The 26,368-nt window shown below is 60.9% G+C and carries 24 protein-coding genes; 8 read left to right on the forward strand and 16 right to left on the reverse strand.

All coding sequences use genetic code 11. From position 1 onward, the window contains the following. Positions 1 to 106: 106 nt before the first annotated feature. Positions 107 to 1,057: a S66 peptidase family protein gene (locus tag HKK53_RS24615; RefSeq protein ID WP_169372927.1), complete on the forward strand. Its 951-nt coding sequence runs from the start codon at positions 107 to 109 to the stop codon at positions 1,055 to 1,057. Positions 1,058 to 1,158: 101 nt separating this feature from the next. Here HKK53_RS24615 and HKK53_RS24620 read toward each other — a convergent pair whose 3' ends face one another. The 5 genes from HKK53_RS24620 to leuS form a co-directional block, all read right to left on the reverse strand. Continuing rightward, the gene (locus HKK53_RS24620; protein ID WP_169372928.1) at positions 1,159 to 2,481 is read right to left on the reverse strand and encodes a lytic murein transglycosylase; all 1,323 of its coding nucleotides are present in this window, start codon (positions 2,479 to 2,481) and stop codon (positions 1,159 to 1,161) included. 61 nt (positions 2,482 to 2,542) lie between these two features. Beyond that, entirely contained in the window at positions 2,543 to 2,707 is a 165-nt protein-coding gene (gene arfA / locus HKK53_RS24625) for an alternative ribosome rescue factor ArfA (RefSeq protein WP_094470475.1), read from the reverse strand. 236 nt (positions 2,708 to 2,943) lie between these two features. Continuing rightward, complete coding sequence (holA, locus tag HKK53_RS24630; protein WP_169372929.1) at positions 2,944 to 3,981, reverse strand: DNA polymerase III subunit delta; 1,038 nt, start codon at positions 3,979 to 3,981, stop codon at positions 2,944 to 2,946. Positions 3,982 to 4,020: 39 nt separating this feature from the next. After that, positions 4,021 to 4,626: an LPS-assembly lipoprotein LptE gene (locus tag HKK53_RS24635; RefSeq protein WP_169372930.1), complete on the reverse strand. Its 606-nt coding sequence runs from the start codon at positions 4,624 to 4,626 to the stop codon at positions 4,021 to 4,023. A gap of 87 nt (positions 4,627 to 4,713) precedes the next feature. After that, a complete protein-coding gene (gene leuS, locus HKK53_RS24640; protein ID WP_169372931.1) occupies positions 4,714 to 7,320 on the reverse strand; it encodes a leucine--tRNA ligase in 2,607 nt (868 codons plus the stop codon). A 281-nt stretch (positions 7,321 to 7,601) separates the two neighbouring features. Between leuS and HKK53_RS24645 the strand changes: the two genes are divergently transcribed. Then, a complete protein-coding gene (locus HKK53_RS24645) occupies positions 7,602 to 7,922 on the forward strand; it encodes a hypothetical protein (protein WP_133837591.1) in 321 nt (106 codons plus the stop codon). 105 nt (positions 7,923 to 8,027) lie between these two features. After that, the gene (locus tag HKK53_RS24650) at positions 8,028 to 8,789 is read left to right on the forward strand and encodes a YdcF family protein (RefSeq protein WP_169372932.1); all 762 of its coding nucleotides are present in this window, start codon (positions 8,028 to 8,030) and stop codon (positions 8,787 to 8,789) included. 49 nt (positions 8,790 to 8,838) lie between these two features. On the opposite strand, the gene lnt is transcribed toward HKK53_RS24650, so the two are convergent. From lnt to miaB, 5 genes are all read right to left on the reverse strand, one after another. Further along, positions 8,839 to 10,362, reverse strand: a complete 1,524-nt coding sequence (gene lnt, locus HKK53_RS24655; protein ID WP_169372933.1) for an apolipoprotein N-acyltransferase — start codon at positions 10,360 to 10,362, stop codon at positions 8,839 to 8,841. Between the two features lie 14 nt (positions 10,363 to 10,376). Beyond that, positions 10,377 to 11,216 (reverse strand): HlyC/CorC family transporter, encoded by an 840-nt coding sequence (locus HKK53_RS24660; protein ID WP_169372934.1) that lies wholly within the window; start codon positions 11,214 to 11,216, stop codon positions 10,377 to 10,379. Between the two features lie 5 nt (positions 11,217 to 11,221). Continuing rightward, a complete protein-coding gene (ybeY, locus tag HKK53_RS24665) occupies positions 11,222 to 11,716 on the reverse strand; it encodes an rRNA maturation RNase YbeY (protein WP_169372935.1) in 495 nt (164 codons plus the stop codon). Then, complete coding sequence (locus tag HKK53_RS24670) at positions 11,709 to 12,713, reverse strand: PhoH family protein (RefSeq protein WP_169372936.1); 1,005 nt, start codon at positions 12,711 to 12,713, stop codon at positions 11,709 to 11,711. The genes ybeY and HKK53_RS24670 overlap by 8 nt, the downstream gene beginning before the upstream one ends. Before the next feature lie 205 nt (positions 12,714 to 12,918). After that, a complete protein-coding gene (miaB, locus tag HKK53_RS24675; protein WP_169372937.1) occupies positions 12,919 to 14,247 on the reverse strand; it encodes a tRNA (N6-isopentenyl adenosine(37)-C2)-methylthiotransferase MiaB in 1,329 nt (442 codons plus the stop codon). A 134-nt stretch (positions 14,248 to 14,381) separates the two neighbouring features. Here miaB and HKK53_RS24680 point away from each other — a divergent pair, with 134 nt between their 5' ends. Further along, positions 14,382 to 14,711, forward strand: a complete 330-nt coding sequence (locus HKK53_RS24680) for a DUF1820 family protein (RefSeq protein WP_007894425.1) — start codon at positions 14,382 to 14,384, stop codon at positions 14,709 to 14,711. A gap of 122 nt (positions 14,712 to 14,833) precedes the next feature. Here the strand turns inward: HKK53_RS24680 and HKK53_RS24685 are convergent, their stop codons facing one another. The 4 genes from HKK53_RS24685 to HKK53_RS24700 all read right to left on the reverse strand — a co-directional run bounded on the left by HKK53_RS24685 (position 14,834) and on the right by HKK53_RS24700 (position 18,365). Further along, on the reverse strand, positions 14,834 to 15,388 hold the full coding sequence (locus HKK53_RS24685) for a tetratricopeptide repeat protein (RefSeq protein WP_123596755.1): 555 nt from the start codon (positions 15,386 to 15,388) through the stop codon (positions 14,834 to 14,836). A 224-nt stretch (positions 15,389 to 15,612) separates the two neighbouring features. Beyond that, the gene (hemL, locus tag HKK53_RS24690; protein WP_149660871.1) at positions 15,613 to 16,896 is read right to left on the reverse strand and encodes a glutamate-1-semialdehyde 2,1-aminomutase; all 1,284 of its coding nucleotides are present in this window, start codon (positions 16,894 to 16,896) and stop codon (positions 15,613 to 15,615) included. A 15-nt stretch (positions 16,897 to 16,911) separates the two neighbouring features. After that, positions 16,912 to 17,535, reverse strand: a complete 624-nt coding sequence (gene thiE, locus HKK53_RS24695; RefSeq protein WP_169372938.1) for a thiamine phosphate synthase — start codon at positions 17,533 to 17,535, stop codon at positions 16,912 to 16,914. Between the two features lie 32 nt (positions 17,536 to 17,567). Next, positions 17,568 to 18,365 (reverse strand): hydroxymethylpyrimidine/phosphomethylpyrimidine kinase, encoded by a 798-nt coding sequence (locus HKK53_RS24700; protein ID WP_054052463.1) that lies wholly within the window; start codon positions 18,363 to 18,365, stop codon positions 17,568 to 17,570. A gap of 424 nt (positions 18,366 to 18,789) precedes the next feature. On the opposite strand from HKK53_RS24700, the gene HKK53_RS24705 reads away from it, so the two are divergent. The 4 genes from HKK53_RS24705 (at position 18,790) to HKK53_RS24720 (ending at position 25,205) form a co-directional block, all read left to right on the forward strand. Then, entirely contained in the window at positions 18,790 to 21,174 is a 2,385-nt protein-coding gene (locus HKK53_RS24705; RefSeq protein ID WP_169372939.1) for a hybrid sensor histidine kinase/response regulator, read from the forward strand. Between the two features lie 72 nt (positions 21,175 to 21,246). Next, the gene (locus HKK53_RS24710) at positions 21,247 to 22,896 is read left to right on the forward strand and encodes an acyl-CoA dehydrogenase family protein (RefSeq protein WP_169372940.1); all 1,650 of its coding nucleotides are present in this window, start codon (positions 21,247 to 21,249) and stop codon (positions 22,894 to 22,896) included. Between the two features lie 96 nt (positions 22,897 to 22,992). Then, a complete protein-coding gene (gene amn / locus HKK53_RS24715) occupies positions 22,993 to 24,492 on the forward strand; it encodes an AMP nucleosidase (RefSeq protein WP_166656019.1) in 1,500 nt (499 codons plus the stop codon). A 71-nt stretch (positions 24,493 to 24,563) separates the two neighbouring features. Further along, the gene (locus tag HKK53_RS24720) at positions 24,564 to 25,205 is read left to right on the forward strand and encodes a pseudouridine synthase (RefSeq protein ID WP_169372941.1); all 642 of its coding nucleotides are present in this window, start codon (positions 24,564 to 24,566) and stop codon (positions 25,203 to 25,205) included. Here HKK53_RS24720 and HKK53_RS24725 read toward each other — a convergent pair. Further along, the gene (locus HKK53_RS24725) at positions 25,200 to 25,406 is read right to left on the reverse strand and encodes a DUF2788 domain-containing protein (RefSeq protein WP_054052468.1); all 207 of its coding nucleotides are present in this window, start codon (positions 25,404 to 25,406) and stop codon (positions 25,200 to 25,202) included. The genes HKK53_RS24720 and HKK53_RS24725 overlap by 6 nt on opposite strands. A gap of 234 nt (positions 25,407 to 25,640) precedes the next feature. Continuing rightward, positions 25,641 to 26,120 carry an Lrp/AsnC family transcriptional regulator gene (locus HKK53_RS24730; RefSeq protein ID WP_007937367.1) on the reverse strand — a complete coding sequence of 160 codons (480 nt, stop codon included), beginning with the start codon at positions 26,118 to 26,120 and terminating at the stop codon, positions 25,641 to 25,643. Positions 26,121 to 26,368: the final 248 nt, after the last annotated feature.

Below are 26,368 nucleotides of genomic sequence, written 5' to 3' on the forward strand. Positions count from 1 at the left end.
GTCCACGGTGGTCTTTTCCCGCACTGCGTGGCGTGATCGACCCCCTTCTGTTTATGCCCGTTCCTGACTACTGTGTGCTGAAGATTTCATGCAGGGAGATTCATGGATGACCGTTCGACCGACCCACACCCTTTTTCCTCACGCCCCTGTGCCGGCCCTGCCGTCGGAAGGGCTGATCGGCGTGATTGCGCCCGCCGGTCCCGCCACCCTGGACACCGACAAAGCCGTGCAATGGATGCGTGCCCGGGGCTATGAGCTGCGGGTGTTTCCCGGCGTATACCAGCAAGAAGGCTACCTGGCCGGCAGTGACGAAGTGCGGCTCAATGACCTGCACGGGGCATTCGCCGACACCGAGGTCGACGCGATCATTTGCCTGCGCGGCGGTTACGGTACGCCGCGATTGCTGGATCGCCTCGATTTCGACTTGTTACGCGCCAATGCCAAGCCCTTTATCGGTTACAGCGACATCACCGCGTTGCATCTGGCTATCAGCCGTTACGCAGGCTTCGTGACCTTTCATGGGCCGTTGCTCAACGCAGATTTGTTGGGTGACAAGCAAAAGCCTACCGAGGCTTCGTTCTTCAACATGCTGCGCGGGCAGCTGAAGGCCGGCAGCGTGCTGACGCACCCGGTGGCCTACCCGTTAAGCACCGTCGAGCCTGGCATCGCTCACGGGCGCTTGCTGGGGGGGAACCTGTCGTTGATCGCCGCGACCATGGGCACGCCGTACGAAATCGATGCCGAGGGCGTCATCCTGTTCATCGAGGACATCAACGAGCCGCTGTATCGCATCGACCGGCTGCTGACCCATCTGCGCCTGGCCGGCACGTTGGGCAAACTGCGCGGGGTGCTGGTGGGGGATGTGGCGGGGGTGGATGGCGCTGCGTTGGCGCGGTTGCTCAAGCAGACTTTCGAACCGTTGCGGATTCCGGTGCTGGCCGGGTGGCGCAGCGGGCATTGTGATCCGAACCTGACGTTGCCCATGGGCGCGCTGGTCAAGCTGGATGCGGGGAACAAGGTGTTGGTGTTGGAGCAGGATGTGGTGGTCAAGCGTTAGAACGTCGTCGCCAGTTAGTCAGTCTTCGCGGGCAAGCCTCGCTCCTACAGGAATTACGCATAAACCTGTAGGAGCGAGGCTTGCCCGCGAAGCTTTTGCTTTTAGCGGCTACGCAAACCTTCCAGCAACTTGTGCGTCGGATACCCATCCGCCGGCCAGCCAAACGACTGCTGGGCGCTGCGGATTGCCTTGCGGGTATTGGCGCCGATAATGCCGTCGGCAGTGCCCGCCTCGTAGTTCTGCGCACTCAGCAGGTTTTGCAGCTCGATCCGCTCGCTACGGCTGAGCGGCAAATCATCTTTTGGCCAGGTGCCGTTGATCAGGCCGGCGCCGTTGAAGCGTTCGGACAGCAGGCTGACCGCCAAGGCATAAGACGACGAGTTGTTGTACTTGAGGATCGCGCGGAAGTTGTCGAGGACCAGGAACGCCGGGCCGCGATAACCGGCCGGGAGCAGCAGGGCGGCCGACAAGTGTTCGGAGCCCGCCGGGACTTGCGCGCCATTGGGCAGGGTTACGCCCAGTTGCAGCCATTCGGCAACGCTCTTGCGAATCGTGCCGTCGGCCAGGACGTAATTGAAGTTGCCCGGCAGCTGCGCCTCGAAGCCCCACGGCTGGCCTTTCTGCCAGCCGGAGTTTTGCAGGTAATGCGCAGTCGAGGCCAAGGCATCGGCGGGGCTGCCCCAAATGTCGCGGCGCCCGTCGCCATCGAAATCCACGGCGTGGGTGTTGTAGGTGGTCGGAATGAACTGGGTCTGGCCCATGGCGCCGGCCCAGGAACCGAGCATTTTCTCCGGGGTGATATCGCCCTGTTGCAGGATCTGCAGCGCGGCGATCAGTTGCGCATGGGCGAACCCAGGGCGGCGGCCTTCATAGGCCAGGGTCGCCAGGGAGTTGATCACCGACTTGCTGCCCTGGAACTGCCCGAAGTTACTTTCCATGCCCCACACCGCGACGAGTGCCTGACGGTCGACGCCATAGCGTTGCTCGATGCTTTGCAGGATGTCGGCGTACTGGCTGACCAGCGCCTGGCCTTTGCGCACGCGCAGCGGCGACAGCGCACCGTCGAGGTATTCCCACACCGGGCGGGAGAATTCCGGCTGGCTACGGTCGGCGCGGATCACGCTGTCGTCGAAGCTGACATTGGCGAAAGCGCGGTCGAACAGATCGGCGCGAATACCGGCGGCCAGGGCGTCCTTGCGGAAACCGGCCTGCCATTCAGCGAAGGTCTGGGTCGGCTGGATGTCGAGGTTGTCACCACTCGGTACCACAGGCGGAATCACCGCAGGAGCGGTCGAGACGGGGGCGGTCTGAAGCGGTTGGGCGTCGGCGGCGGTGGGTTTTTCCGCGCAGGCGACAAGCAAGATGAGGCTGGAGGCAGCAATCAATTGGCGTAGGTGCCAACGACGGGAAAGACAAAGGGGCATGCACAGGTCCAGGGAATACGAATCAGGTGCAGACCTTACCATGGAGAAGGGGGGCTGCGCTTCAAGCGGCCAGAAAGTAAGAAGCCTCCCAGCTATTAGACTGGAAGGCTTCGCGGCGGTAGCTGCCTTTGCCCTTGCCGGCTCGTTCCTGACGGCTGCGGAACAGTGGCTGGGCGATGATGGATTTGGCCTTGTTCGGGCCATTTTTAGATGGCTTTTTGCTCATGATCGGATCTCACAGATAGGTGGGTTTTGCGGGGGAAATAATCTGCCGAAGTTGGGGTTCTGTCTATAGGGCAAATGGATGTGAGTCGTGTAGGAAACCTCTGTAGCAGCTGGCGAAGCCTGCGTTCGGCTGCGCAGCAGTCGTAAACCCTGAGTTCCGGATCATCCTGACACACCGTGCTGTCTGATTTTACGACTGCTGCGCAGCCGAACGCAGGCTTCGCCAGCTGCTACAGGTTACTCGGCGGGCAAGTTCAGCCGTTGCCCAGCCATTAACAACGACAACCGACTCAAGCTCATCCACGGTGAACCCGCCGCCTGGCCCTTGATTTGCGCATCGATACGCTGCGCTTCCAGCAACAACTGCGCCCAGCGTTGCGCCGAGTAGCGTTGCAGGGCTTTGCTCATCAACGGTTTGCGTTTATCCCAGACTGGCGGTCGCGCCGAGCTGAAGGCTTTGTCCAGCGGTACACCCTGGCTGTATTGCAGCGACAGGTTGGCCAGAAGGCGCAACTCTCGGGCCAGGGCCCAGAGAATCACCGGCGGTTCTACGCCTTCACCCCGCAGCCCTTCGAGCATACGCAGGGCATGGGCAGCTTCGCCGTTGAGAATCGCATCGGTCAGGCCAAACACATCAAAGCGCGCACTGTCGGCTACGGCCGCCTGCACGGTTTCGACGGTGATCTGGCCACCCTCGGCCATCAGCTTGAGCTTTTCGATTTCCTGGGCGGCGGCCAACAGGTTGCCCTCGACCCGGGCAGCAATCAGTTCGACAGCGTCCTGGCTGGCAGACAGCCCAGCCTGGGACAAGCGCTGGCGAATCCAGCTCGGCAACTGGTTCGCGTCCACCGGCCAGATCTGCACGAACTGAGTCTGCGCACCTTCAACCAGCGCCTTACCCCACTTGGTCTTCTGCGCGGCACCATCGAGCTTGGGCAGGCTGATCAGCAAGATCGTGTCTTCGGCCGGGCGCGAGCAGTATTCGATGAACGCCGCGGCGCCTTTGTCGCCAGGCTTGCCGGAAGGCAAACGCAGCTCCAATAGACGCTTTTCGGCGAACAACGACATGCTGGCACCGGCCTGCAGCAGCGTTCCCCAGTCGAAACTGGTGTCGGCGGCGAAGACCTGGCGTTCATCGAAACCTTGCTGGCGAGCCGCAGCGCGAATGGCGTCGGCCGCTTCCTGGCATAGCAACGGGTCATCACCACTGATGATGTAGACCGGCGCAAGGGCACCTTGCAGGTGTTTGGCGAGTTGGGCGGGGGCGAGTTTCATAAGAGAGGGCGAACGGGGCGCCTGAGCGCCCCGTAAGTCTTATTGCTGCGGGATTTCGACGGGCGACTGGCGCGGAGTTTCCGCTTCAGCCTTCTGTGCTGCGTTCAGTGCATCGGCTTCAGCCTTGGCACGGTTGTTCGCAGTCTGTTGCAGCTTCTCCAGCTGAACCGGTGTGATCTGTTGCAAACGCAGCATCATGCGTTGGACCAGTTCGCGACGGGTTTCAGCGCGAGCGGTGGCGGCTTCCTGGTCGGAACCTACCAGGTTGTTGCCGTCGTGGATGAAGATTTTCTGCACTTCAAGCTTGTCGCTCATCAGGGCCAGGTTGTGTTCGCCACGGATGTCGTAGTTCAGCACGGTGGTCACCTGATACTCACCCGTACGGCCGGCACCGGCGTAGCTGAGGATGCGCTGGCTTTCCTGCTCATCGGTCAGAATCAGCTTGTACGGTGCACCGGTGTAGACCTTGACGCCGCTGCTTTGCAGTACCTGACGCAGTTGCGTCACGGTTTCGCCATAGGCATTGCGGGCGCTAAGGTCGAGTTCCTTGATCGCCAGTTCGGTGGTGCCCGTGCCGCGCAGCTGGAAACCGCAGGCGCTCAACAGGACTGCGAGGCCCATCACCAGCAGATTGCGTTTGATCATCTTGTTGCTCCCCTTGAAACCATGTGGGCCGACCGTGCGGCCCGAAAGGTTTAACTCGGCGCCAGGCTCACCTGGCGCCTGATCCAATTAGCTGGCGACGATATTGACCAGTTTCCCGGGCACTACGATCACTTTACGAATAGTCAGGCCATCGACGAAGCGCAGCACGTTCTCATTGGCCCTTGCGGCCGCTTCGACTTCTTCGCGAGTGGCGCTGGCCGGCATTTCAATGTGGCCGCGCAGCTTGCCGTTGACCTGAATCACCAGTTGCAGGCTGTCCTGTACCAACGCGCTCTCATCCAGCACTGGCCAGCTTGCGTCGATCACCGGGTCGGCGTGACCCAGTTGATTCCACAGCTCGTGGCTGATGTGCGGGGTGATCGGTGCCAGCAGCAGGACCACGGTTTCCAGGCCTTCGTGAATCAGCGCGCGATCCTGTGCGGTGCCTTGCGGGGCTTTTTCCAGCACGTTCATCAACGTCATCACCTGGGCGATGGCGGTGTTGAATTTGTGGTTCTGGCCGACGTCGTGGCTGGCCTGTTTAATGGCCTGGTGGATCGAACGGCGAATGGCTTTCTGCTCGTCGTTCAGGCTGGCGATGTCCAGTTTGCCCGGCAGGCCCTGTGTGACGTGGGCTTGGGCCAGGCGCCAGACGCGCTTGAGGAAGCGGTGCGAACCCTCGACACCGGAGTCGGACCATTCCGCGCTCATGTCGGGTGGCGAGGCGAACATCATGAACAGGCGGCAGGTGTCTGCGCCGAACTGGTCAATCATCGACTGTGGGTCGACGCCGTTGTTCTTGGACTTGGCCATCTTCTCGGTGCCGCCGATTTCCACCGGCAGACCGTCGGAGATCAGTTTGGCGCTAATGACCTTGGCCTTGCTGTCACGCTCAAGTTCTACGTCAGCCGGGTTGAACCAGGTGTAGGCACCATTGGCTTCGCGACGATAGTAAGTCTCGGCGATCACCATGCCTTGGGTCAGCAGGTTCTTGAACGGCTCGTTGGAGCTCACCAGGCCTTCGTCACGCATCAGCTTGTGGAAGAAGCGCGCGTACAGCAGGTGAAGAATTGCGTGTTCGATGCCGCCGATGTACTGGTCCACCGGCAACCAGTGATCGGCCGCCGATTTTTCTACCAGGCCGCCTTCATAGTGTGGCGAGGCGTAGCGGGCGTAGTACCACGAGGACTCGACGAAGGTGTCCATGGTGTCGGTTTCACGCTTGGCCGGTGCGCCGCATTTCGGGCAGCTGCACTCGTAGAACTCGGGCATGCGTGCCAGTGGCGAACCGGCGCCGTCCGGCACCACGTCTTCGGGCAGTACGACCGGCAGTTGATCTTCCGGGACCGGCACATCGCCGCAGGTTTCGCAGTGGATGATCGGGATCGGGCAGCCCCAGTAGCGCTGGCGGCTGATGCCCCAGTCGCGCAGGCGGAACTGGGTGCGCGAGGCGCCGAGTTCTTTCTTGATCAGCGCGACTTCCATGGCGTCGAAGGCGCCTTCGAAGTCGAGGCCGTCGAACTCGCCGGAATTGATCAGCGTGCCGTGCTCGCCGTAGGCGTCTTGCCATGGCGCCGGGTTGGTGTCGCCGGAGCTGGTGCGCACCACGGATTTGATCGGCAGGTTGTACTTGGTGGCGAACTCGAAATCGCGCTCATCGTGCGCCGGAACTGCCATCACAGCGCCGTCGCCGTAATGCATCAGCACATAGTTGGCGACCCACACCGGGAGTTTCTCACCGGTCAGCGGGTGCTCGACGAACAGCGAAGTCGGCAGGCCTTTTTTCTCTTGAGTGGCGACGTCGGCTTCAGCGACGCTGCCGCCCTTGCATTCAGCGATGAACGCTTGCAGCTCAGGACTGTTCTGCGCGGCCAGGGTTGCCAGCGGGTGTTCGGCGGCGACCGCTACGTAGGTCGCGCCCATCAGGGTGTCCGGGCGGGTGGTGAAGACTTTCAGTACGCCGCTTTCGCCGATCGAGTCGACGTTGTATGGGAACTGCACTTCCATGCCGCGGGACTTGCCGATCCAGTTGCGCTGCATGGTCTTGACCTGTTCAGGCCAGCCCGGCAGATCGTCGAGGCTCGACAGCAGTTCATCCGCGTAAGCGGTGATCTTGAAGTAGTACATCGGGATTTCGCGCTTTTCGATCAGCGCGCCGGAACGCCAGCCGCGGCCGTCGATCACTTGCTCGTTGGCCAGGACGGTCTGGTCGACCGGGTCCCAGTTCACGGTGCCGCTCTTTTTGTAGATCACGCCTTTTTCGAACAGGCGAGTGAACAGCCACTGTTCCCAGCGGTAGTAATCGGGCTTGCAGGTGGTCACTTCGCGAGACCAGTCCACTGCCAGGCCCAGGCTGCGCAGCTGGGTCTTCATGTAGGCGATGTTTTCGTAGGTCCACTTGGCGGGCGCTACGTTGTTCTTCATCGCGGCGTTTTCCGCCGGCATGCCGAAGGCGTCCCAACCCATGGGTTGCAGGACGTTCTTGCCTTGCATGCGCTGGTAGCGGGAGATCACGTCGCCGATGGTGTAGTTGCGCACGTGCCCCATGTGTAGCTTGCCGCTGGGGTAAGGGAACATCGACAGGCAGTAGAACGTCTCCTTGCCTGGCTGTTCACTGACTTCAAAGGACTTTTGCTCGTCCCAGAACGACTGGGCGGCGGCTTCGATTTCACGGGGCTGATATTGTTCGTGCATGGCTACTTTTGAACTGAATAGGGGTGGCCTAATCCTCTTCAATGCAACGTTGGACGGTGATCACGCCAAATCGGCGGTTCGGTGTCCAGACGAGCTGGAAGTGGAGTTACAGGAAGCGCCGTAGCATACATGACCGCACTCTATCGAGGGAAACCCTGATTACAGGCAAAAGGTGGCCCCAAACCTGCCGCGAGGGCCGTTGGTCGCAGGGTTCAGCCGGTTTGTTCATGGAAGCTAAGCTCCTAATTGGGGAGTGAGTCTTATCTTCAATGAGGTGAGGGATGGTTGAGTCACAACGTAAAGTTACAAAACCGGAGCTGTATGAGCGACTGATCGATCGTCTGGGGATGGCCCTCGACGCGGCAAAAACCGCCGGTCGGTTGCGTGATGAACGTCCCCTGGAGCTGGAGTTGCGTGGCCTGAGCCCCGCAGAGTTTGCATTGGTCAAGGCGTATCTGGATCGCAGCGAACGTGAAACACAGGGATGCTTGTCTGAAGCAGTGAAGCAACTCGACGCACCACGTTCGGCCAAGATCATCTGGCTCAAGGACAAAACACCCGGCAGGGACGCGGTAAAGGTCCGGTCCCTGCAATTCAAGTAAGGGCACTTGAAGCCATGACGCATGGTTTTTTCAGCATAGCCCTTCCGCATTAGTTGTCGCATCGCGTCAACCCACTTAGGCTTCGGGCATCTCTGGAGATGCTCGATGCCTTTTCGTTATTTCGTAAAACAACTTCTATTGCCTCCCGGCATTCTTTTGCTGCTGCTGGCGCTTGCCTGGTGGTTGCGCCGCTCACGGCCGCGATTGGCCGGGTTGTGCTTTGCTTTGGGTCTGGGCGGGTTCTGGCTGATGAGCCTGCCGGTGGTGGTGCAATGGAGCGCCAAGGCTCTGGAGCGGGAGCCGGCGCTGGCCCTGGATGGGTGGGCGACCCTGGGACAGCGTGCCGATGCGATCGTGGTGTTGGGTTCCGGGCGTGAGCGGGGCGACCTCGCCTGGGGCGCCGATCAGCCGACCGGCGTCGGCCTGGAGCGTCAGCGTTATGCCGCGCGACTGGCCAAGGCCTCGGGCCTGCCGATCCTCACCAGCGGCGGCTTGCATTACGGCACACCGCCCACCGAAGCCAAATTGATGGCGGATTCGCTGCTCGACGATTTCGGCGTGACCGTGCGTTGGCAGGAAGGACGTAGCCGCACGACCTGGGAAAATGCGCAGTTCAGTGCCGAGGTGTTGCTGCCGCAAGGGATCAAGCGCGTGGTGGTGGTGACTCAGGCCTGGCACATGCCGCGGGCGGTCTGGAGTTTCAAGCAGGCTGGATTTGAAGTGGTACCCGCGCCGGTGGGGTTCCTGGGCGTGGACAATGCCCGGCCGCTGGGCGGCTGGATGCCGGAATTCAAATCGATCTGGCAGAGCGGGCAGTTGTTGAATGAGGCGGTGGGGCAGGTCGGGTATTCAATGTTCTATCGCTGAAGATGATCGTTCCCACGCAGAGCGTGGGAACGATCATTCAGCGCCGCGATTAAACGGTCTTGGCCATACGGCTAGCCACCAGTGCCCAGCCAAACAACAACACACACAGAATAATCAACGGCCACGAACGCCATTCCAGGTACGGCGTCAGGTTGTGCATCGGCACCACCTCGCCATACAGAATCCCGCGTTCGAACTGCGGAAGCTGGGTCGTGATCTGCCCGAACGGGTTGATCAAACCGGTCACGCCATTGTTGGTGGCGCGGATCATCCAGCGGCCGGCCTCCAGCGCGCGCATCTGCGCCATCTGCAAATGTTGCAGCGGACCGATAGAGGTGCCGAACCAGGTGTCGTTACTAATCGTCAGCAACAGGTCGCTACGGGCGGCGAGGCCGGCGGCAAACTCCGGGTAGACCACTTCATAGCAAATGAACGGCGCGATCTGATAACCCTTGGCTTGCAGCATCGCCTGATCGGCGGGCCCGCGGGCAAAGTCCGACATCGGCAGGTCAAAGAACGCGATCATTCCACGCAATATGTCCTGCAATGGCACGTATTCACCGAACGGCACCAGTTTTTGCTTGAGGTACGTGCCGTCGCCTTCACCGACCACGGTGATGCCATTGAAGAAGCGTCGCTCGTGCCGGACTTCCTGGCGAATCGGTACGCCGGTAATCAGCGCAGTCTTACGCTCGGCGGCGAAGTTTCCCATCATGGTCAGGTAGCCCTCGGCGGACTCCTTTAGCACCGGGACAGCGGTTTCCGGCCAGATCAGCAGGTCGACGCGCTTGGAACTGAGGCTCATGTCGCGGTACAGCGCCAGTTGCGAGTTGAGCTGCGCCGGGTCCCATTTCATGCTTTGTTCGATGTTGCCTTGAATGGCGGCGACGCTCAGGGGCGGACCGGCCGGGGTGGTCCACGCGTGCTCCTTGAGCAACAGGCCCGCGACCCATGGCCCGGCCAGCAACACCACGCCCGCCGCAATGAAGCCTTTGCGCTTCGTGCGAACCAGACGTGGAGCGTTCCAGATCAGCGCTGCCGTCAGCGCCAGGGTAAAGGAAATCAGCCACATCCCACCGACCGGCGCGAGCCCGGCCAACGGGCCGTCGAGCTGGCTGTAACCGGAATAGAGCCACGGGAAACCGGTGAGGAACCAGCCACGAAACGCTTCCTGGCCGACCCACAACGCCGCAAACGCCAAGGCATCGGCCAGCGGTGCTTCGTTACGGCGCAACCAGCGCGCCCAGATCCAGGCCGGCAGGGCGAAGAACCAGGCAATCGCCGCGGTGAAAATCAGCATCAGGAAACCGGCCAGCAGCACTGAAGCGCCGCCGAAGTGGTGGATGCTGTAGTAGATCCAGCTGGTGCCAGCGCCAAACAGGCCGAAACCGAAACACCAGCCACGGCCCAGGGCCTGACGCGGGGTCAGTTCACGCAAGCCGGCATAGAAGAAACCGACCGCCAGCAATGCCAGCGGCCAGATATCGAACGGCGCCAACGCCAGGGTGGTGATTGCACCGGCCACCACGGCCAGCAGGTTACCGGGCCAGCCGGGGCGGGTCAGACGATGCATTTCAATCCTTAGAATTACCGGGCGATAGGTGTCAGGCGCAGCAGGTGAATCCGACGGCTGTCGGCGTTCAGGATGCGGAAGCGATAAGGGCCGATTTCAGTGATTTCGTTACGTTTTGGCAAGTGCCCGAACGCGCTCATCACCAGGCCACCCACCGTGTCGAACTCGTCGTCGGAGAATGTGCTGTCGAAGAACTCGTTGAAGTTCTCGATCGGCGTCAGCGCCTTGATCAGGAAGTCACCGCTGGGCAGTGGCTTGATGTAGCTGTCTTCTTCGACGTCATGCTCGTCTTCGATGTCGCCGACGATTTGTTCCAGCACGTCTTCGATGGTCACCAGGCCCGCCACACCGCCGTATTCGTCGATGACGATGGCCATGTGGTTATGGTTGGCGCGGAACTCACGCAGCAGCACATTCAGGCGCTTGGACTCCGGCACAAAAGTGGCCGGGCGCAGCAGGTCCTTGATGTTGAAGCTGTCGCCGTTCTCCTTGAGGATCAACGGCAGCAAGTCCTTGGCCAGCAACACGCCCATCACGTCATCGTGGCTTTCGCCGATCACCGGGTAGCGGGAGTGGGCCGAGTCGACCACGGCGGGCAGGAACTCGCGAGGTGTCTGGGTCGCCTTGATGCTGATCATCTGCGAGCGCGGGACCATGATGTCCCGTACTTGCAGGTCCGCAACCTGGATGGCGCCTTCGACGATGGCCAGCGCTTCGCTGTCCAGCAGTTTGTTTTGGTGTGCGTCGCGCAGCAGCTCCAGCAGCTCCTGGCGGTTCTTCGGCTCGTGGGCAAAAGCCTGGGTGAGCTTACCCAGCCATGACTTCTGCCCGTTGCTCGATCGATCTTCGCTCATAGCGATTACTCTGAATCCTTTGTTGTAACGATAGGGGATGTGTCTGTTTCGTCGTCCGCGTAAGGGTCGGGATAGCCCAACTCGGCAAGCAACGTTTGTTCCAGTGCTTCCATTTCCTCGGCTTCCTCGTCATCTATATGGTCGTAACCAAGCAGATGCAAGCAGCCGTGAATGACCAGATGCGCCCAATGGGCCTTTGGTTCCTTGCCTTGTTCCGCGGCTTCGCGCTCGACCACCGCCACGCAGATCACCAGATCGCCCAGCAGGGGAATGTCGAGAAACTCGTCGGGTACGTCGGCCGGGAACGACAAAACATTGGTGGCATAGTCTTTCTGCCGCCAGGTGAAGTTGAGTTCGCGGGCTTCTTCCTCATCGACCAGGCGGATGGTCATTTCGGAGTCGGCAGTGCGCTGGCGCAAGGCCAGCTCGCACCATTGGCGGAACTCGGCTTCGCTGGGAACAGGCGCTTCGGTGGCCAGTTGCAGATCAAGCTCAAGCATCGTGGCGTTTGTCCTTTGGCGCTTCTTCGGCGACGCGATTCTCGAAGCGCTCGTAGGCTTCGACAATGCGTTGCACCAATGGATGGCGCACGACGTCCTTGGGCATGAAATGAGTGAAGCTGATGCCCGGCACGTCTTTCAATACTTCGATCACATGGTGCAGCCCGGATTTGGTGCCTTTCGGCAGGTCGACCTGGGTGATGTCACCGGTAATGACCGCCGTGGAGCCGAAGCCGATGCGGGTCAGGAACATCTTCATCTGCTCGACGGTGGTGTTCTGGCTTTCGTCGAGGATGATGAAACTGTTGTTCAGCGTGCGACCGCGCATATAGGCCAGCGGTGCGACTTCGATGACCTGGCGCTCGATGAGCTTGGCCACGTATTCGAAGCCGAGCATCTCGTAGAGCGCGTCGTACAGCGGGCGCAGGTACGGGTCGATTTTCTGCGACAAGTCGCCGGGCAGGAAACCGAGCTTTTCACCGGCCTCGACCGCCGGGCGCACCAGCAGGATGCGGCGAATCTGCTCGCGTTCCAGCGCGTCTACCGCGCAGGCAACGGCCAGATAGGTCTTGCCGGTACCGGCCGGGCCGATGCCGAAATTGATGTCGTTACCGAGGATTTCCTTCACGTAGCGCAACTGATTCAAGCCGCGAGGGCGAATCATGCCTTTTTTGGTGCGCAGGGCGACGGAAGGTTCGGCGGGGGAGACGTTGTCCAATTCTTCGACAGCCGATTCCTGCAGGAACAGGTGAACCGTATCCGGCGACAGCTCCGTACCTTTGGTTTCCCGGTACAGGCGGCGGATCAGGTTTTCCGCGGAAGTGGTGTGCTTGGGTTCGCCGATCAGCTCGAACTGGTTTCCGCGATTGCGGATCTCGATGGTCAGGCGCTGTTCGATCAAGCGCAGATGCTCGTCGAATTGCCCGCACAGATTGGCGAAGCGGCGAGCCTCAAAGGGCTCGAGGATAAAACGATGTGGTTCGATGGGTGCGTTCAAGGTCGTATTTAGCCGCCCTGGGGCAATTAAGATGAAATCAAGGATAACGCCAGTGGGCTGGGTGCGAAAGCTCTTAAATAACCCAAGGCTGACACCCCCCTTGTAGGAGCGAGGCTTGCCCGCGAAGGCGGACTGACATTCAACCTATAAGTTGTCTGTGATGACGCCTTCGCGAGCAAGCTTTGCTCCTACAGTTTGTGCGGGGTTATTGGATCAGCGAGCCCCGCAGCGAGTGCGGCTGTGCGGCATCAATGTGCACGTCGGCGAACTGGCCAATCAGGGTTGGATTGTCGCAGCGGAAGTTGACGATCCGGTTATTCTCGGTCCGGCCTTGCAACTCGCCGGGGTCTTTTTTCGAATAATCGGTCACCAGGATCCGCTGGATCGAGCCGACCATTTGTCGGCTGATCTCGAAACCTTGCTGGTTCAGGCGATGTTGCAGGGCGTTCAGGCGTTCTTTTTTCAGCGCTTCCGGCGTCTCGTCCGCCAGGTCGGCAGCCGGAGTGCCCGGGCGCTGGCTATAAACGAACGAGTAGGAGAAGTCGAAACCGACATCTTCGATCAGCTTCATGGTCTGTTCGAAGTCTTTTTCGGTCTCGCCCGGGAAGCCGACGATAAAGTCGGAACTGATGCAGATCCCCGGCACGGCGGCCCGCAGCTTGCGCAGTTTGGATTTGTATTCCAGCGCGGTGTGGTTGCGCTTCATCGCTGACAGAATGCGGTCGGAGCCTGATTGCACCGGCAAATGCAGGTGTTTCACCAGTTCCGGCACATCGGCGTGCGCCTGGATCAGGCTGTCCGAGAACTCCAGCGGGTGCGACGTGGTGTAGCGAATCCGGTCGATGCCATCGACGGCGGCCACGACGCGGATCAGCTCAGCCAGATCTGCCAGGCGCCCATCGTGAGTAGTGCCGCGATAACCGTTGACGTTCTGCCCCAGTAAGGTCACTTCGCGCACGCCGTTTTCGGCCAGGTGAATGATCTCGGCAATCACGTCGTCGAACGGGCGGCTGACTTCTTCACCGCGGGTATAGGGCACCACGCAGAACGTGCAGTACTTGCTGCAGCCCTCCATCACCGACACATAGGCGCTCGGGCCATCGATGCGCGGCTCGGGCAAGTGGTCGAATTTTTCGATTTCCGGGAACGAGACGTCCACTTGCGGCAGCTTGGTGGCGCGGGCGGCGTCGATCATTTCCGGCAGGCGGTGCAGGGTCTGCGGGCCGAACACCACGTCCACGTACGGCGCGCGATCGCGGATGGCGGCGCCTTCCTGACTGGCCACGCAACCGCCGACGGCGATCACCATGTCCGGATTGGCGAGTTTCAGTTCACGCCAGCGACCGAGTTGGGAATACACCCGGTCCTGGGCGCGTTCGCGGATCGAGCAGGTGTTGAGCAGGATCACGTCGGCATCTTCAGCGCGAGCGGTGACTTCCAGGGCCTGGTGTTCACCCAGCAGATCGACCATGCGCGAGCTGTCGTACTCGTTCATCTGGCAACCGTGGGTTTCGATGTAAAGCTTCTTGGCCATGGACAGAGTCATCACGTGATTCAAAGAACCGCGCATTATAGGGAACATGTCCCAAGGTTCCTACCGTTGTGCGTCCAGTGGCTATGCTATAGTTCGCGCCCTCATTTTTATCCCCAATGTGTTGCCCGCCCACCATGACCAAACGTGAAGCCCCAATCTACAAGGTGATTTTCCTCAACCAGGGCCAGGTGTACGAAATGTATGCCAAGCAGATCTATCAAAGTGATCTGTGGGGCTTCCTGGAAGTGGAAGAGTTCGTCTTTGGCGAGCGCACGCAAGTGGTCGTCGATCCGAGCGAAGAGAAACTCAAGGCTCAGTTCGAGGGCGTGGTGCGCAGTTTTGTGCCGATGCATTCGATCGTGCGCATCGACGAAGTCGAACGCCTGGGTACGCCGAAAATCAGCGAAGCCCGTGGCGCGGTCGGCAATGTGATGCCGTTTCCGATGCCGATGCCTGAGAAGTAAGACCGCGTCGCTCCCTTCGCGGGCAAGCCTCGCTCCTACAGATACGCGTCGTTTTCACGGCGTACATCAAACCTGTAGGGGCGAGGCTTGCCCGCGAAAGCGTCAGAAGAGGCGAAGAAGATTTAAGGCAGTGGCGAGAAAGGCGTACGCCCATCCGCGCTTTGCAATTCCATCAAATATTTACGGAAGATTTGCCCCAGCACCTGGGTAGCGACTTCCAGATCTTCGCGGGGCATTTTCTCGGCGACTTCGTCGGCGGTGTCCAACGCATCTTCTGCGCCGTTGACCGCGGCCATTTTCAGCACGATATACGCCTGAACGTTATTGGCCGGCACGCCTTCGCCGTGGAAGAACATGGTGCCGAGTTTGAATTGCGCCTGGGCGTGGCCTTGCAGCGAGGCCTTTTCGAAGAATTTAAGCGCTTTATCGAGGTCGCGCGGCGTGTTTTTGCCGTCGTAGTAGAACTCACCCAACTCGTATTGTGCTTGCGCATCCCCTTCATCCGACGCTTTCTGGCAGGCGGCCAGCGCTTGCGTCAGGTCTTGCGGCTGAGTATTGAGGGTGCAGCGACCCATCGCTGGGATCAACAACGAGTTGCCGCCTGCTTGTGCGTGCGCGAGCAGGGGCTGAAGGAGCAACAGGCAGCCCAATGCAAGGGTGCGGCCGGTGCGGTTCATGGGAATCGACTTACCTCTGAAGGGCGCGCGGACCCATCGAGGGATCCAATAAGCGCGCATTATGAAATAAGCAGGGCCAACCTTACAAAGTCTTTACTCGTTTTTCTGCTGCGCGGGGAATATATCGCCCACTTTGCAGGAGATTATTGGCACAAGGGTAGGAAAAGACGCAGGAATGTAGGTAAAAGCTGACGCTGGCAATCGCCAACGTCAGCGGCACAGCGTTATTTCAGTGCGGCGAATGCGCGTTCGGCAGCATCCAGCGTCAGTTTCAACTCGGTTTCGCCGTGGGCGATCGAGGTGAAACCGGCTTCGAAGGCACTCGGCGCCAGGTACACGCCGCCTTCCAGCATCAAGTGGAAGAAGCGCTTGAACAGGTTGGCGTCGCTCGACATCACGTCATCAAAGGTCACGATGTCGTCGGCGCCACTGAAGTACAGACCAAACATGCCGCCCGCCTGGGTGGTCACGAAAGGAATGCCCGCGGCATCGGCGCGTTGTTGCAGGCCATCGAGCAGGCGGCTGGTGTAGTCGCTCAGTTCGGCGTGGAAGCCCGGACGGCTGATCAGGCGCAGGGTGGTCAGGCCAGCGGCCATGGCCAGCGGGTTACCCGACAAGGTGCCCGCCTGATACACCGGACCCAGCGGCGCGATGTGCGACATGATTTCCCGCTTGCCGCCGAAGCAGCCGACCGGCATGCCGCCACCAATGATTTTGCCGAAAGTGCTCAAATCCGGGGTTACGCCGAAGTGCGCCTGGGCACCGCCAAGTGCCACACGGAAACCGGTCATCACTTCGTCGAAGATCAGCACCACGCCGTGCTTGTCGCACAGGGTCCGCAGGCCTTCGAGGAAACCCGGTGCCGGTGGTACGCAGTTCATGTTGCCGGCCACCGGCTCGACGATGATGCACGCCACGGTCTGGCCAACTTCGGCGAGCATGACTTCCACGGCGTCGATGTCGTTGAACGGCAGGGTCAGGGTGTGTTTGGCGAAGTCGGCAGGGACACCCGCCGAACTCGGTACGCCCTGAGTCAGCAAACCGGAGCCGGCCTTGACCAGCAGGCTGTCGGAGTGACCGTGGTAGCAGCCTTCGAACTTGATGATCGCGTCGCGGCCGGTGAAGCCACGGGCCAGGCGAATCGCGCTCATGGTCGCTTCGGTGCCGGAACTGACCATGCGCACCATTTCCATCGACGGCACGATCGAGCAGACCAGATCGGCCATCTCGGTTTCCATCGCGGTCGGGGCGCCGTAGGACAGGCCGTGTTCCAACTGTTTACGCACCGCGTCGAGCACGTCCGGGTGGCTGTGGCCGAGGATCATCGGGCCCCAGGAACCGACGTAATCCACATAACGCTTGTCGTCTTCGTCGGTGACGTAGGCGCCTTCAGCGTGTTTGAAGAACAGCGGTGTGCCGCCAACGCTCTTGAACGCGCGGACCGGCGAGTTCACGCCTCCGGGAATGTGTTTCTGGGCATCGGCAAACAGGGTTTCGGAACGAGACATGATCGGGCTCTCTAATCAGACTTTTAATAATTCATTGAAGGCGCGGGCGCGGCGGGTCACTTCAGCCGTGCTCTCGGCGCCAAACAGGCCATGCACAACGGCCAGCAGATCGACCCCGTGGGCTACCAGCGGCGCAGCGTTGTCCAGGGTGATGCCACCAATCGCGCAGATCGGCAGGTGCAGTTTGCTGCGGGCCTGGTCGAGCAAGTCGAGGCTGCAGGTGGGGGCCCCGGGTTTGGTGTTGGAGTTGAAGAATCGCCCGAACGCGACATAGCTGGCGCCTTCCTTGGCCGCTTGCTCGGCGAGTTCGAGTTGCGCATGGCAAGTCGAGCCGATGATGGCCTGGCGACCGAGCAAGGCGCGGGCCGGGGTCAGCGGGCCGTCGGTCTGGCCCAGGTGCACGCCGACGTTCAGGCGCGCGGCCAGTTCGGCGTCGTCATTGATGATCAGTTGAGTCTTGTAGCGATCACACAAATCCCGCAGGGCTTCGGCCTCGCGCAAGCGCCGGGCCTCGTCGCTGCTCTTGTCGCGGTATTGCAGCAGGACGACGCCGCCTTCGAGCGCCGCCTCCACGTACGAAAGAAATTTACCGGCCAGCAACTGGCTATCGGTAATGGCGTACAGGCCACGTAGTTTCATCGGACAAGCCTCGGCGCTTTACGCATCAAAAGTCAGGAACAGAAATCCAGCGGCAGGCGGCGCGGCACGAACTGGCCTTTGCCCAGTTGCTCGGCATCACGCAGGGTGCGCCACGTGTAGTTAAGCGCGGTCTGCACGGCACTGGCGAGGTTTTCACCCTGGGCCAGACGACCGGCCAAGGCGCTGGCCAGGGTGCAGCCGGAACCGTGATAGCTGCCGGGCAAACGCTGGCAGGTGAAGGTTTCGCGGCGACCGTCGCGGCTGTACAGGCGATTGTGGATTTCGTGTTCATCGCCATGGCCGCCGGTGATCAGCAGGTGTTTGACGAACGGCAGGAGTTTTTCCGCGCACTCGTCTGCGGTGCCGTCGGGCAGTTCGGCGAGGATGCGCGCTTCGGGAAGGTTGGGGGTGGCAATGATGGACAGCGGCAGCAGGCGTTCGCGCATGGCGTAGCCGACTTCATCCTTGCCCAGGCGTCCGCCGCCACCGGCGCGCAGCACCGGGTCGCAGACTACCGGCAAATGCGGGTGCGCCGAGAGCAGTTCGACCACGGTGTCGACCATCTCCAGGGAACCGAGCATGCCCAGTTTCACCGCCGCAACTTCGGAGTCGTTGAGCACGGCGTTGGCCTGGGCCAACACCCACTCACGGTCGAGGACGCGGAAGTCAGTGACGTTGACCGTGTCTTGCACGGTCAGCGCAGTGACGGCCGGGGCCGCATGACAGCCCTGGGCGAGCAGGGCTTCGATATCTGCCTGCAGGCCGGCGCCACCACTTGGGTCGTGGCCGGAGAGACAGAGGACAACGGGGCGAGAGCTGTAGATATTCATGGTGCGCGAGCTTACCACCAGTCGACCAGCGAGTCATGACGCCCCCTGTCGCAAACGCCGAAGCCCGAGTTCGGCTCATGTAGCAGCTGCCGAGGCACGAGGCTGCGTTCGGCTGCGAAGCAGTCCTCAAGCCTGAGCACGCGGTCTTCCTGATACACCGCATCGCCTGATTTCACGACTGCTTCGCAGCCGAACGCAGCCTCGTACCTCGGCAGCTGCTACGGGCCAACAGCTCTATCTCAATACGCTGCGCTGGAACGCCCGTTCTAGAGCCCTTGTAGGAAAAATTTCAATGGTGCTCAATGGCCATCAACGGCTATGCTAGAGTGGATCCAAACCAATAACAGGTAATACCGGTTTTACGTCTACTCAAAAGGAATGGGGGGCTTCCTGACAGGACCGGACAGGCCACGCTGGGGCTTAAATGCGCTATTTGCTGATGTTGCTGTTGTGCTTGCCCCTCCTGGCGAGCGCCGTTGAATTTGACGAATTCACCCAGAGCCTTCCCCTGGGTCGAACCATGCAGGTGTACGAGGACGCGGGCGGTCAGGCGACCATCGCCGATGTCCGTGCGCAAGCCGCCGCCGGCAACTTCAATACCCACGATAAAGCCACACTCAACGCCGGTTATTCGCGTTCGGTGTTTTGGCTGAAAATCGACCTGCAGTACCGTCCGAGCAACCCGGACGCGCAACGGACCTGGTTGCTGGAACTGGCCTATCCGCCCCTTGATCACCTTGATCTGTACCTGCCCGATGCTAGTGGCGACTACCAGTTGACGCGCCGCACCGGTGACGCCCTGCCGTTCGCCAGCCGCGAGATCCGCCAGAACAACTACCTATTCAACCTGGATTTCAAACCTGAACAGGCGCAAACCGTATTCCTGCGCCTGCAAAGCGAAGGCTCGATCCAGGCGCCCGTCACGTTGTGGTCGAGCACCGCGTACCTCGAAGAACAACCGGTGCGCCTGTATGTGTTGGGCCTGATCTACGGCGTGTTGCTGGGGATGGTGGTCTACAACCTGTTCATTTTCCTCAGCGTGCGCGACACCAGTTACCTCTATTACATCTTCTATATCGCCTCGTTCGGCTTGTATCAGCTGTCGGTGAATGGCGCGGCGGTGGAGTATTTCTGGCCGGACAACCCTTGGTGGGCCAACGCCGCGACGCCGTTCTTCATCGGGTGCGCCGGGCTGTTCGGCAGCCAGTTCGCCCGCAGCTTCCTGCAAACCGCGCAACACAGTCGCTGGCTCGATCGCGTGCTGTTGGCGCTGATTGCGTTTGGCGCGGTGGTGGTCGGCTTGTCGCTGATGACCAGTTACGCCCTGGCCCTGCGCCTGGCAACGACGTTGGCGCTGCTCTTTACCGTGGTGATTTTCGCCGCCGGGATCTTCGCCTGGGCCCGCGGTCTGCGGGTGGCGCGTTATTTCATCATCGCCTGGTCGGCGTTTTTGCTCGGCGGCGTCGTCAATACCCTGATGGTGCTGGGCTATCTGCCGAACGTGTTCCTGACCATGTACGCCAGCCAGATCGGTTCGGCCATCGAAGTGGCGCTGCTGTCCCTGGCCCTGGCCGATCGCATCAATGCCATGCGTGAGCAGCAAGCACAAACCCTGTTCGATGCCGGGCAGAAGCTGGAAGTGCTCAACCAGCAACTCGCCCGCAGTAACAAGCTCAAGGACGAATTCCTCGCGACCCTGACCCACGAATTGCGCACGCCGATGAACGGGGTGATCGGTTCGCTGGAATTGATGCAGACCGTCGAGATGGACCCGGAGCTGGAGCAATACCAGCAAACCGCCGCCGGTTCGGCGCGGGACATGATGCGCATGGTCAACGGCATCCTTACTCTCACCGAGTTGCAGGCCGGCAAGCTCAAGGCCTACCCGGAAGCCTTCAGCTTGCGTGGCGTGGTCGAGGCCTTGCGCACGCAGTTCGAAGGCAATGCGTCGGGCAAGGCGCTGGACCTCAAGGTCGAGGTCACGCCGGGGCTGCCCGATCGCCTGCTTGGCGACCGCAACAAACTGCTGCAATGCCTGGAATGCCTGCTGGATAACGCGATCAAGTTCACTCGCGTCGGCGGTGTTGCGTTGCGAGTGACCGGCCAGACGCTGGAAGAGGGGCGGTTGGCGCTGTCCTTTGCGGTGATCGACACCGGCATTGGTTTCACCGATTTGGGGGAGGCGACGATGTATCAGCGTTTCTTCCAGCTCGACGGCTCGATGACCCGAGAATACGGTGGCCTGGGAGTTGGCCTGGCCATCTGTCGGCAACTGGTCGAATTGCTCGGCGGACGCCTGACCCATCGCTCCGAACCGGGACGTGGCAGTCGCTTCCAGCTCGATATCGAGGTCGAATTGCCGGTGGTCGAGCGTGCGCCAGCGCCCTTGATGACCCGTGAGACCCCGCGTCTGCGGCTGCCGCAGGACTGCACGGTGCTGTTGGTGGATGACAACAGCATCAATCAACTAGTGATGCGCGGGATGTTGCTCAAACTCGGGTTCCGGGTGCGATCCGCCGACAGCGGCGCGGCCGCGCTCGATCATTTGCAGCGCGAAACCTTCGATGCGGTGGTGCTCGATTGTCAGTTGCCGGCTCAGGACGGCGCGTCCCTCTGCTGCCAGATCCGTGGCTTGCCCGGGTGTGCGCAAATGCCGGTGTTCATGGTGGCCCTGAGCGTTGATCGGGAAGGCTGCCCGACCGGCGCGCTGATTGATTACCTGAGCAAACCGGTGAAATTCGAGGATCTGCAGGCAGCGCTCTATCGTCGGGTACTTTGTCCGAAACAAGGTGAAAGCGCCGATATTTAGGCGGGTATGACACTTTGTTCAGCCATAGGGCGGTGCTTAACTGAACCTCTGGCTGACCAAAGGAGCCCCGTCATGAACCTGCATCAGTTCGCCGAAACCCACGAAGTCACCAACCAGCCACCGTCCCTGGACGGCACCAACCTGTATCGCATCGACCTGCCGTTGCAGGAGTGGTCGCGACGCTTTGGTGCCGGTTGGGCCGAGTCGCGGATTGACGCGTATGGTGCATTGGCCGGTGGGCCGCTGATGGAAGCCGGGTTCCTGGCCAATCAGAACAAACCGGTGTTCGTCAGTCACGACCGTTATGGTCATCGCATCGACCTGGTTGAATTTCACCCGGCCTATCACGAACTGATGCGCACCGCGGTCGAACACGGCCTGACCTCGTTGCCGTGGGCGCATCCGCAGCCCGGCGCCCACGTTGCGCGCGCCTCCATGAGTTACCTGCACAGCCAGGCTGAGGCCGGCAGTGGTTGCCCGTTGACCATGACTTTCGCCAGCGTCCCGGCGATGCGCCTGCAACCGGACCTGGCCGAGCAATGGCTGCCAAAAATCCTCGCCACTGAATACGACCCGCGTAACGTCGGCATGGCGCACAAGGCTGGCGTCACCATCGGCATGGCCATGACCGAGAAACAGGGCGGCACCGACGTGCGGACCAACACCACCAAGGCCTATCCGGTGGGTGCCAGCGGTCCGGGCCAGGCCTATGAATTGGTGGGGCACAAGTGGTTCTGTTCGGCGCCGATGTGCGATGCGTTCCTGACTCTGGCCCAGACCGACAAAGGCCTGACCTGCTTCCTGCTGCCGCGACATCGCCCGGACGACACGCGCAATCAGTTCTACATCCAGCGCCTGAAAAACAAACTCGGCAATTGCTCCAACGCCTCCAGCGAAGTGGAGTTCCGTGGTGCGCTGGCGTGGATGATCGGCGAAGAAGGTCGAGGTGTGCCGACCATCATCGAAATGGTCGCCATGACCCGCTTCGATTGCATGGTCGGTTCCAGTGCGCTGATGCGCCAGGCCCTGACCCAGGCCAGCCATCACTGCGCCCACCGCACCGTCGGCGGCAAGTTGCTCAGCGAACAACCGTTGATGCAAAACGTCCTGGCCGACCTGGCCCTGGAAAGCGAAGCCGCTTTGGCGTTGAGCTTGCGCATGGGCAAGGCGCTGGATCATCTGAATGACAGCCACGAAGCCAAATTCGCCCGGCTGGTGACAGCGGTGGGCAAATACTGGATCTGCAAGCGTGCGCCGGGAATGATCAACGAAGCCGCCGAGTGCATGGGCGGTGCCGGTTATGTCGAAGAAAGCATCCTGCCGCGCCTGTACCGTGAGGCGCCGGTGAATTCGACGTGGGAAGGTTCCGGCAACGTGCAATGCCTCGACGTGCTGCGGGCCTTGTCGAAAGAGCCGGGCGTGCTGGATGTGTTGTTCAGCGAGTTGGGCGATGGTCACGGCGACAAACGCCTGGCCGCGCACATCACTCAATTGCAGGCGGCGTTCAAGGACACCAGCGACATTCAATACCGCGCCCGGCAGTTGACTGAAGACATTGCGCTGGGCTTGCAGGCCAAGTTGTTGCTGGAAGCGGGGAATGCGGCGGTCAGTGATGCATTTATTGCCAGCCGACTTGGTTCGGCGGGGCGGGTGTATGGCGCGTTGCCGCGCGGGCTCGACGTGGAAGCAATCGTGGCGCGCTCGACCCCTCAAGGTTTTTGATCACGCCGATACCTCGCCACAAGTGTTGTGTATGGTTCGAGAGGGTGGGCCGCCATCCTCACGCCACTGTTCCCGTGAAGCGACGATGCAGGCAAGATGAAGGTCTGCAAGTCAGAACACAGGAAGCTGATCGTGACCGAAGCGTTTATTGTTGTTCAAACCGCCGAACAAGCCGTAGACCGGCTCGCCGCCCTGCATGAGCAGGCTACTTCTGCGCTGAATCAGGCGCTCAAACGTTACCTCAAGGATCGAATCGAACCGGACGCCGAACAGCGTGCGATGTTTCGTTATCCCGAGTTGCGCCTGACCTACCTCTGTCACGGCGAAGTGCCACAAACCACCCGCGCCTACGCCAAGGTTCAGTTGCCGGGAACCTACAGCGTCACCGTCACCCACCCGGCGGCGTTCCGTAAATACCTGCTGGAACAGTTGGTGCCGCTGATGCACGACTTCACCGTCACGGTGGAAGTCGGCGTCAGCCAGCAGAACATTCCGTATCCGTACGTGGTCGAGCAGGGCGATGAGTTGGCCGGCTCAGGCGTCACCGCTGCCACGCTGGCGCGGGTGTTTCCGAGTACCGACCTGTCCGCCGCCACCGACGGCATCGCCGATGGCCTGTACGACTGGGAAAACACCGATCCGCTGCCGTTGGCGCTGTTTGATGCGGCGCGGGTGGATTTCTCCCTGCGCCGGCTGGTGCATTACACCGGCAGCGACTGGCGGCATGTGCAGCCGTGGATCCTGCTGACCAACTACCACCGCTATGTCGACCAGTTCATCGTCCATGGCCTGGAGCAGTTGCGCAGCGATCCGCGTTTTGTGCGCATGGTGTTGCCGGGCAACGTGATCATCGAAAAGAGCATGGACCACGGCGAAGCCTCGGCGATTGCCGCGGGCGTGGTCTGGCACCGTTACCAGATGCCGGCCTATCACCTGATCGCCAGCGATGGCCACGGCGTGACCCTGGTGAACATCGGCGTCGGCCCGTCCAACGCCAAGAACATCACCGACCACTTGGCGGTGCTGCGTCCGCATTGCTGGCTGATGATCGGCCACTGCGGCGGCCTGCGTCAGTCCCAGACCATTGGCGACTACGTGCTGGCTCACGCCTACATGCGCCGCGACGGGATTCTCGACCGGGTCGTGCCGCCGAACATTCCGATCCCGGCCCTGGCCGAAGTGCAAATGGCGTTGCAGCAAGCAGCGGCCAACATCACCGGCGAGAAGGGCGACGAACTGAAGAAGCGCCTGCGCACCGGCACCGTGCTGACCTACGATGACCGTAACTGGGAACTGCGTTGGGCTCAGGAGCGGCCATTGATCAACCTGTCCCGCGCCGTGGCGGTGGACATGGAAAGCGGCACCATCGCCGCCCAGGGTTATCGCTTGCGGGTGCCGTACGGCACGTTGCTCTGTGTCTCGGACAAACCGTTGCACAGCGAAATCAAACTGCCGGGTTCGGCCAACGCCTTCTATGAACGCGCGGTCAGCCAGCACTTGAAGATCGGTATCGAGGCGGTGGATCTGTTGCGCACCGAACTCAACTCGTTGCACTCGCGCAAACTGCGCAGCTTCGACGAGCCGCCATTCCGCTAATCGTTGCGATGGTCATTTAGCGGTCAGGGCACTAGCATTGTCAGCCCTGACCGTTAGATGTTCTCTTTGCCATGTCTCGTCCTCCACGTCCCATTTCCCGCCGCCCTGGCGCGAATAGCCCGCAATCCTCATCCGCCCCGCGCCGTGTCGCCAAAGCGCCGCCGGCCGAGCCGAAATTGATTCTGTTCAATAAACCGTTCGATGTGCTGACGCAATTCAGCGACGGTGAAGGGCGGGCGACGCTCAAGGATTACATCGAGATTCCCGGGATCTATCCGGCGGGGCGGCTGGACCGCGACAGCGAAGGTTTGCTGTTGCTGACCAACGACGGCCAGCTTCAGGCGCGGATCGCCGACCCGAAACACAAACTGGCCAAGACCTATTGGGTGCAAGTAGAAGGCGAACCGAGCGCCGAGCAGTTGCAGCGCTTGCGCGATGGCGTCGAGTTGAACGACGGCATGACCTTGCCGGCCGAAGCGCGGCAGCTTGAAGAGCCTGACCTGTGGCCGCGCAACCCGCCGGTACGCTTTCGCAAAAGTGTGCCGACCCGTTGGCTGGAGCTGGTGATTCGTGAAGGTCGCAACCGTCAGGTACGACGCATGACCGCGGCGGTCGGCTTGCCGACATTGCGTCTGGTGCGGGTCAGAATCGGCGACTGGTCGATCGAAGGGCTCGATCAGGGCCAGTGGAAGGAAGTGCCGGCGCGGTTATGAATGGTTTTCGATGTACGCGATGACCACGCTTTTGATGATGAACGCGAAGATCCCCAGGCCCAGCACGAAGAACAGGATCATGGTGCCGAACTTGCCAGCCTTGGATTTTTTCGCCAGATCCCAGACGATGAAACCCATGAAAATGATCAGGATGCTGACCAGGCCAGTCATCATCCACTCTTCGAATACTGCAGGATCCATCGAACATCTCCAGCGCGGGCGCGGCTAAAAGGGCGGGGCGAGTATACGCCATGGGGCAATGCCGGGGCATTGACCTGCGTCGGTGTGTCGCGGTCATTGGTCGCCCGCAGAGTGATCGTTCCCACGCTCTGCGTGGGAATGCATCCTGTGACGCTCTGCGTCACGATTCACGGCGGACGCGGAGCGTCCATGGCGGCATTCCCACGGGTCGCGTGGGAACGATCTGCAACTCGATCAACTGCGCAGATGCGTCAACGGTAACTCGGTGCTGTTCAACACCTGATTCAACACAAAACTCGAGCGAACGCTGGTCACCCCTTCAATCCGGGTCAAATGCCCCAGCAGCAGTTTCTGGTAATGATCCATGTCCGGTACCACTACCTTGAGCTGATAGTCCGCATCCATCCCGGTCACCAGGCTGCATTCCAGCACTTGCGGCAAGGTCCGGATCGCCGCTTCGAAATTTTCGAAACGCTCAGGCGTGTGCCGGTCCATGCCGATCAGCACATAGGCCGTGAGGCTCAGGCCAAGCATCTTGCGGTCCAGCAGGGCCACCTGGCGTGAAATGTAGCCGTCGTCTTCCAGCTGTTTGACGCGGCGCGAGCACGGCGAAGGCGACAGGCCGATGCGTTCGGCCAGTTCCTGGTTGGAGATGCGCGCGTCACGCTGCAATTCCGCCAAAATGCTCAGGTCGTAACGGTCGAGTTTGCTCATCAATCAGTCCTTTGTCGTAACTATTGCGGCAGATTATCTATCCAGGGTTAAAAATTGCGCAAGTGATGTTTATTTGAGCAATCTTCGCAATCCTCTGCCAGCGCCCCAGGCCTATTCTAATTACCAGAATCACTGCTCGGACAAACAGTCCACAGCGACTCGCCCAATCAGGCCAGTCGCGGCCGCCACCCCCACCGGGGATGTGCCGGCCCCCGAGCTACACACTGTCCAGAAGACGGCGTGAGGTG

The sequence above is a fragment of the Pseudomonas sp. ADAK7 genome, assembly GCF_012935675.1.
GTDB lineage: Bacteria > Pseudomonadota > Gammaproteobacteria > Pseudomonadales > Pseudomonadaceae > Aquipseudomonas.

What these genes read in the sequence shown, in the direction of transcription:
- HKK53_RS24615 (WP_169372927.1), top strand. Translation starts at nt 107, where the DNA reads ATGACCGTTCGACCGACCCACACCCTTTTTCCTCACGCCCCTGTGCCG.
- HKK53_RS24620 (WP_169372928.1), bottom strand. Translation starts at nt 2,481, where the DNA reads ATGCCCCTTTGTCTTTCCCGTCGTTGGCACCTACGCCAATTGATTGCT.
- arfA (WP_094470475.1), bottom strand. Translation starts at nt 2,707, where the DNA reads ATGAGCAAAAAGCCATCTAAAAATGGCCCGAACAAGGCCAAATCCATC.
- holA (WP_169372929.1), bottom strand. Translation starts at nt 3,981, where the DNA reads ATGAAACTCGCCCCCGCCCAACTCGCCAAACACCTGCAAGGTGCCCTT.
- HKK53_RS24635 (WP_169372930.1), bottom strand. Translation starts at nt 4,626, where the DNA reads ATGATCAAACGCAATCTGCTGGTGATGGGCCTCGCAGTCCTGTTGAGC.
- leuS (WP_169372931.1), bottom strand. Translation starts at nt 7,320, where the DNA reads ATGCACGAACAATATCAGCCCCGTGAAATCGAAGCCGCCGCCCAGTCG.
- HKK53_RS24645 (WP_133837591.1), top strand. Translation starts at nt 7,602, where the DNA reads ATGGTTGAGTCACAACGTAAAGTTACAAAACCGGAGCTGTATGAGCGA.
- HKK53_RS24650 (WP_169372932.1), top strand. Translation starts at nt 8,028, where the DNA reads ATGCCTTTTCGTTATTTCGTAAAACAACTTCTATTGCCTCCCGGCATT.
- lnt (WP_169372933.1), bottom strand. Translation starts at nt 10,362, where the DNA reads ATGCATCGTCTGACCCGCCCCGGCTGGCCCGGTAACCTGCTGGCCGTG.
- HKK53_RS24660 (WP_169372934.1), bottom strand. Translation starts at nt 11,216, where the DNA reads ATGAGCGAAGATCGATCGAGCAACGGGCAGAAGTCATGGCTGGGTAAG.
- ybeY (WP_169372935.1), bottom strand. Translation starts at nt 11,716, where the DNA reads ATGCTTGAGCTTGATCTGCAACTGGCCACCGAAGCGCCTGTTCCCAGC.
- miaB (WP_169372937.1), bottom strand. Translation starts at nt 14,247, where the DNA reads ATGGCCAAGAAGCTTTACATCGAAACCCACGGTTGCCAGATGAACGAG.
- HKK53_RS24680 (WP_007894425.1), top strand. Translation starts at nt 14,382, where the DNA reads ATGACCAAACGTGAAGCCCCAATCTACAAGGTGATTTTCCTCAACCAG.
- HKK53_RS24685 (WP_123596755.1), bottom strand. Translation starts at nt 15,388, where the DNA reads ATGAACCGCACCGGCCGCACCCTTGCATTGGGCTGCCTGTTGCTCCTT.
- hemL (WP_149660871.1), bottom strand. Translation starts at nt 16,896, where the DNA reads ATGTCTCGTTCCGAAACCCTGTTTGCCGATGCCCAGAAACACATTCCC.
- thiE (WP_169372938.1), bottom strand. Translation starts at nt 17,535, where the DNA reads ATGAAACTACGTGGCCTGTACGCCATTACCGATAGCCAGTTGCTGGCC.
- HKK53_RS24700 (WP_054052463.1), bottom strand. Translation starts at nt 18,365, where the DNA reads ATGAATATCTACAGCTCTCGCCCCGTTGTCCTCTGTCTCTCCGGCCAC.
- HKK53_RS24705 (WP_169372939.1), top strand. Translation starts at nt 18,790, where the DNA reads ATGCGCTATTTGCTGATGTTGCTGTTGTGCTTGCCCCTCCTGGCGAGC.
- HKK53_RS24710 (WP_169372940.1), top strand. Translation starts at nt 21,247, where the DNA reads ATGAACCTGCATCAGTTCGCCGAAACCCACGAAGTCACCAACCAGCCA.
- amn (WP_166656019.1), top strand. Translation starts at nt 22,993, where the DNA reads ATGAAGGTCTGCAAGTCAGAACACAGGAAGCTGATCGTGACCGAAGCG.
- HKK53_RS24720 (WP_169372941.1), top strand. Translation starts at nt 24,564, where the DNA reads ATGTCTCGTCCTCCACGTCCCATTTCCCGCCGCCCTGGCGCGAATAGC.
- HKK53_RS24725 (WP_054052468.1), bottom strand. Translation starts at nt 25,406, where the DNA reads ATGGATCCTGCAGTATTCGAAGAGTGGATGATGACTGGCCTGGTCAGC.
- HKK53_RS24730 (WP_007937367.1), bottom strand. Translation starts at nt 26,120, where the DNA reads ATGAGCAAACTCGACCGTTACGACCTGAGCATTTTGGCGGAATTGCAG.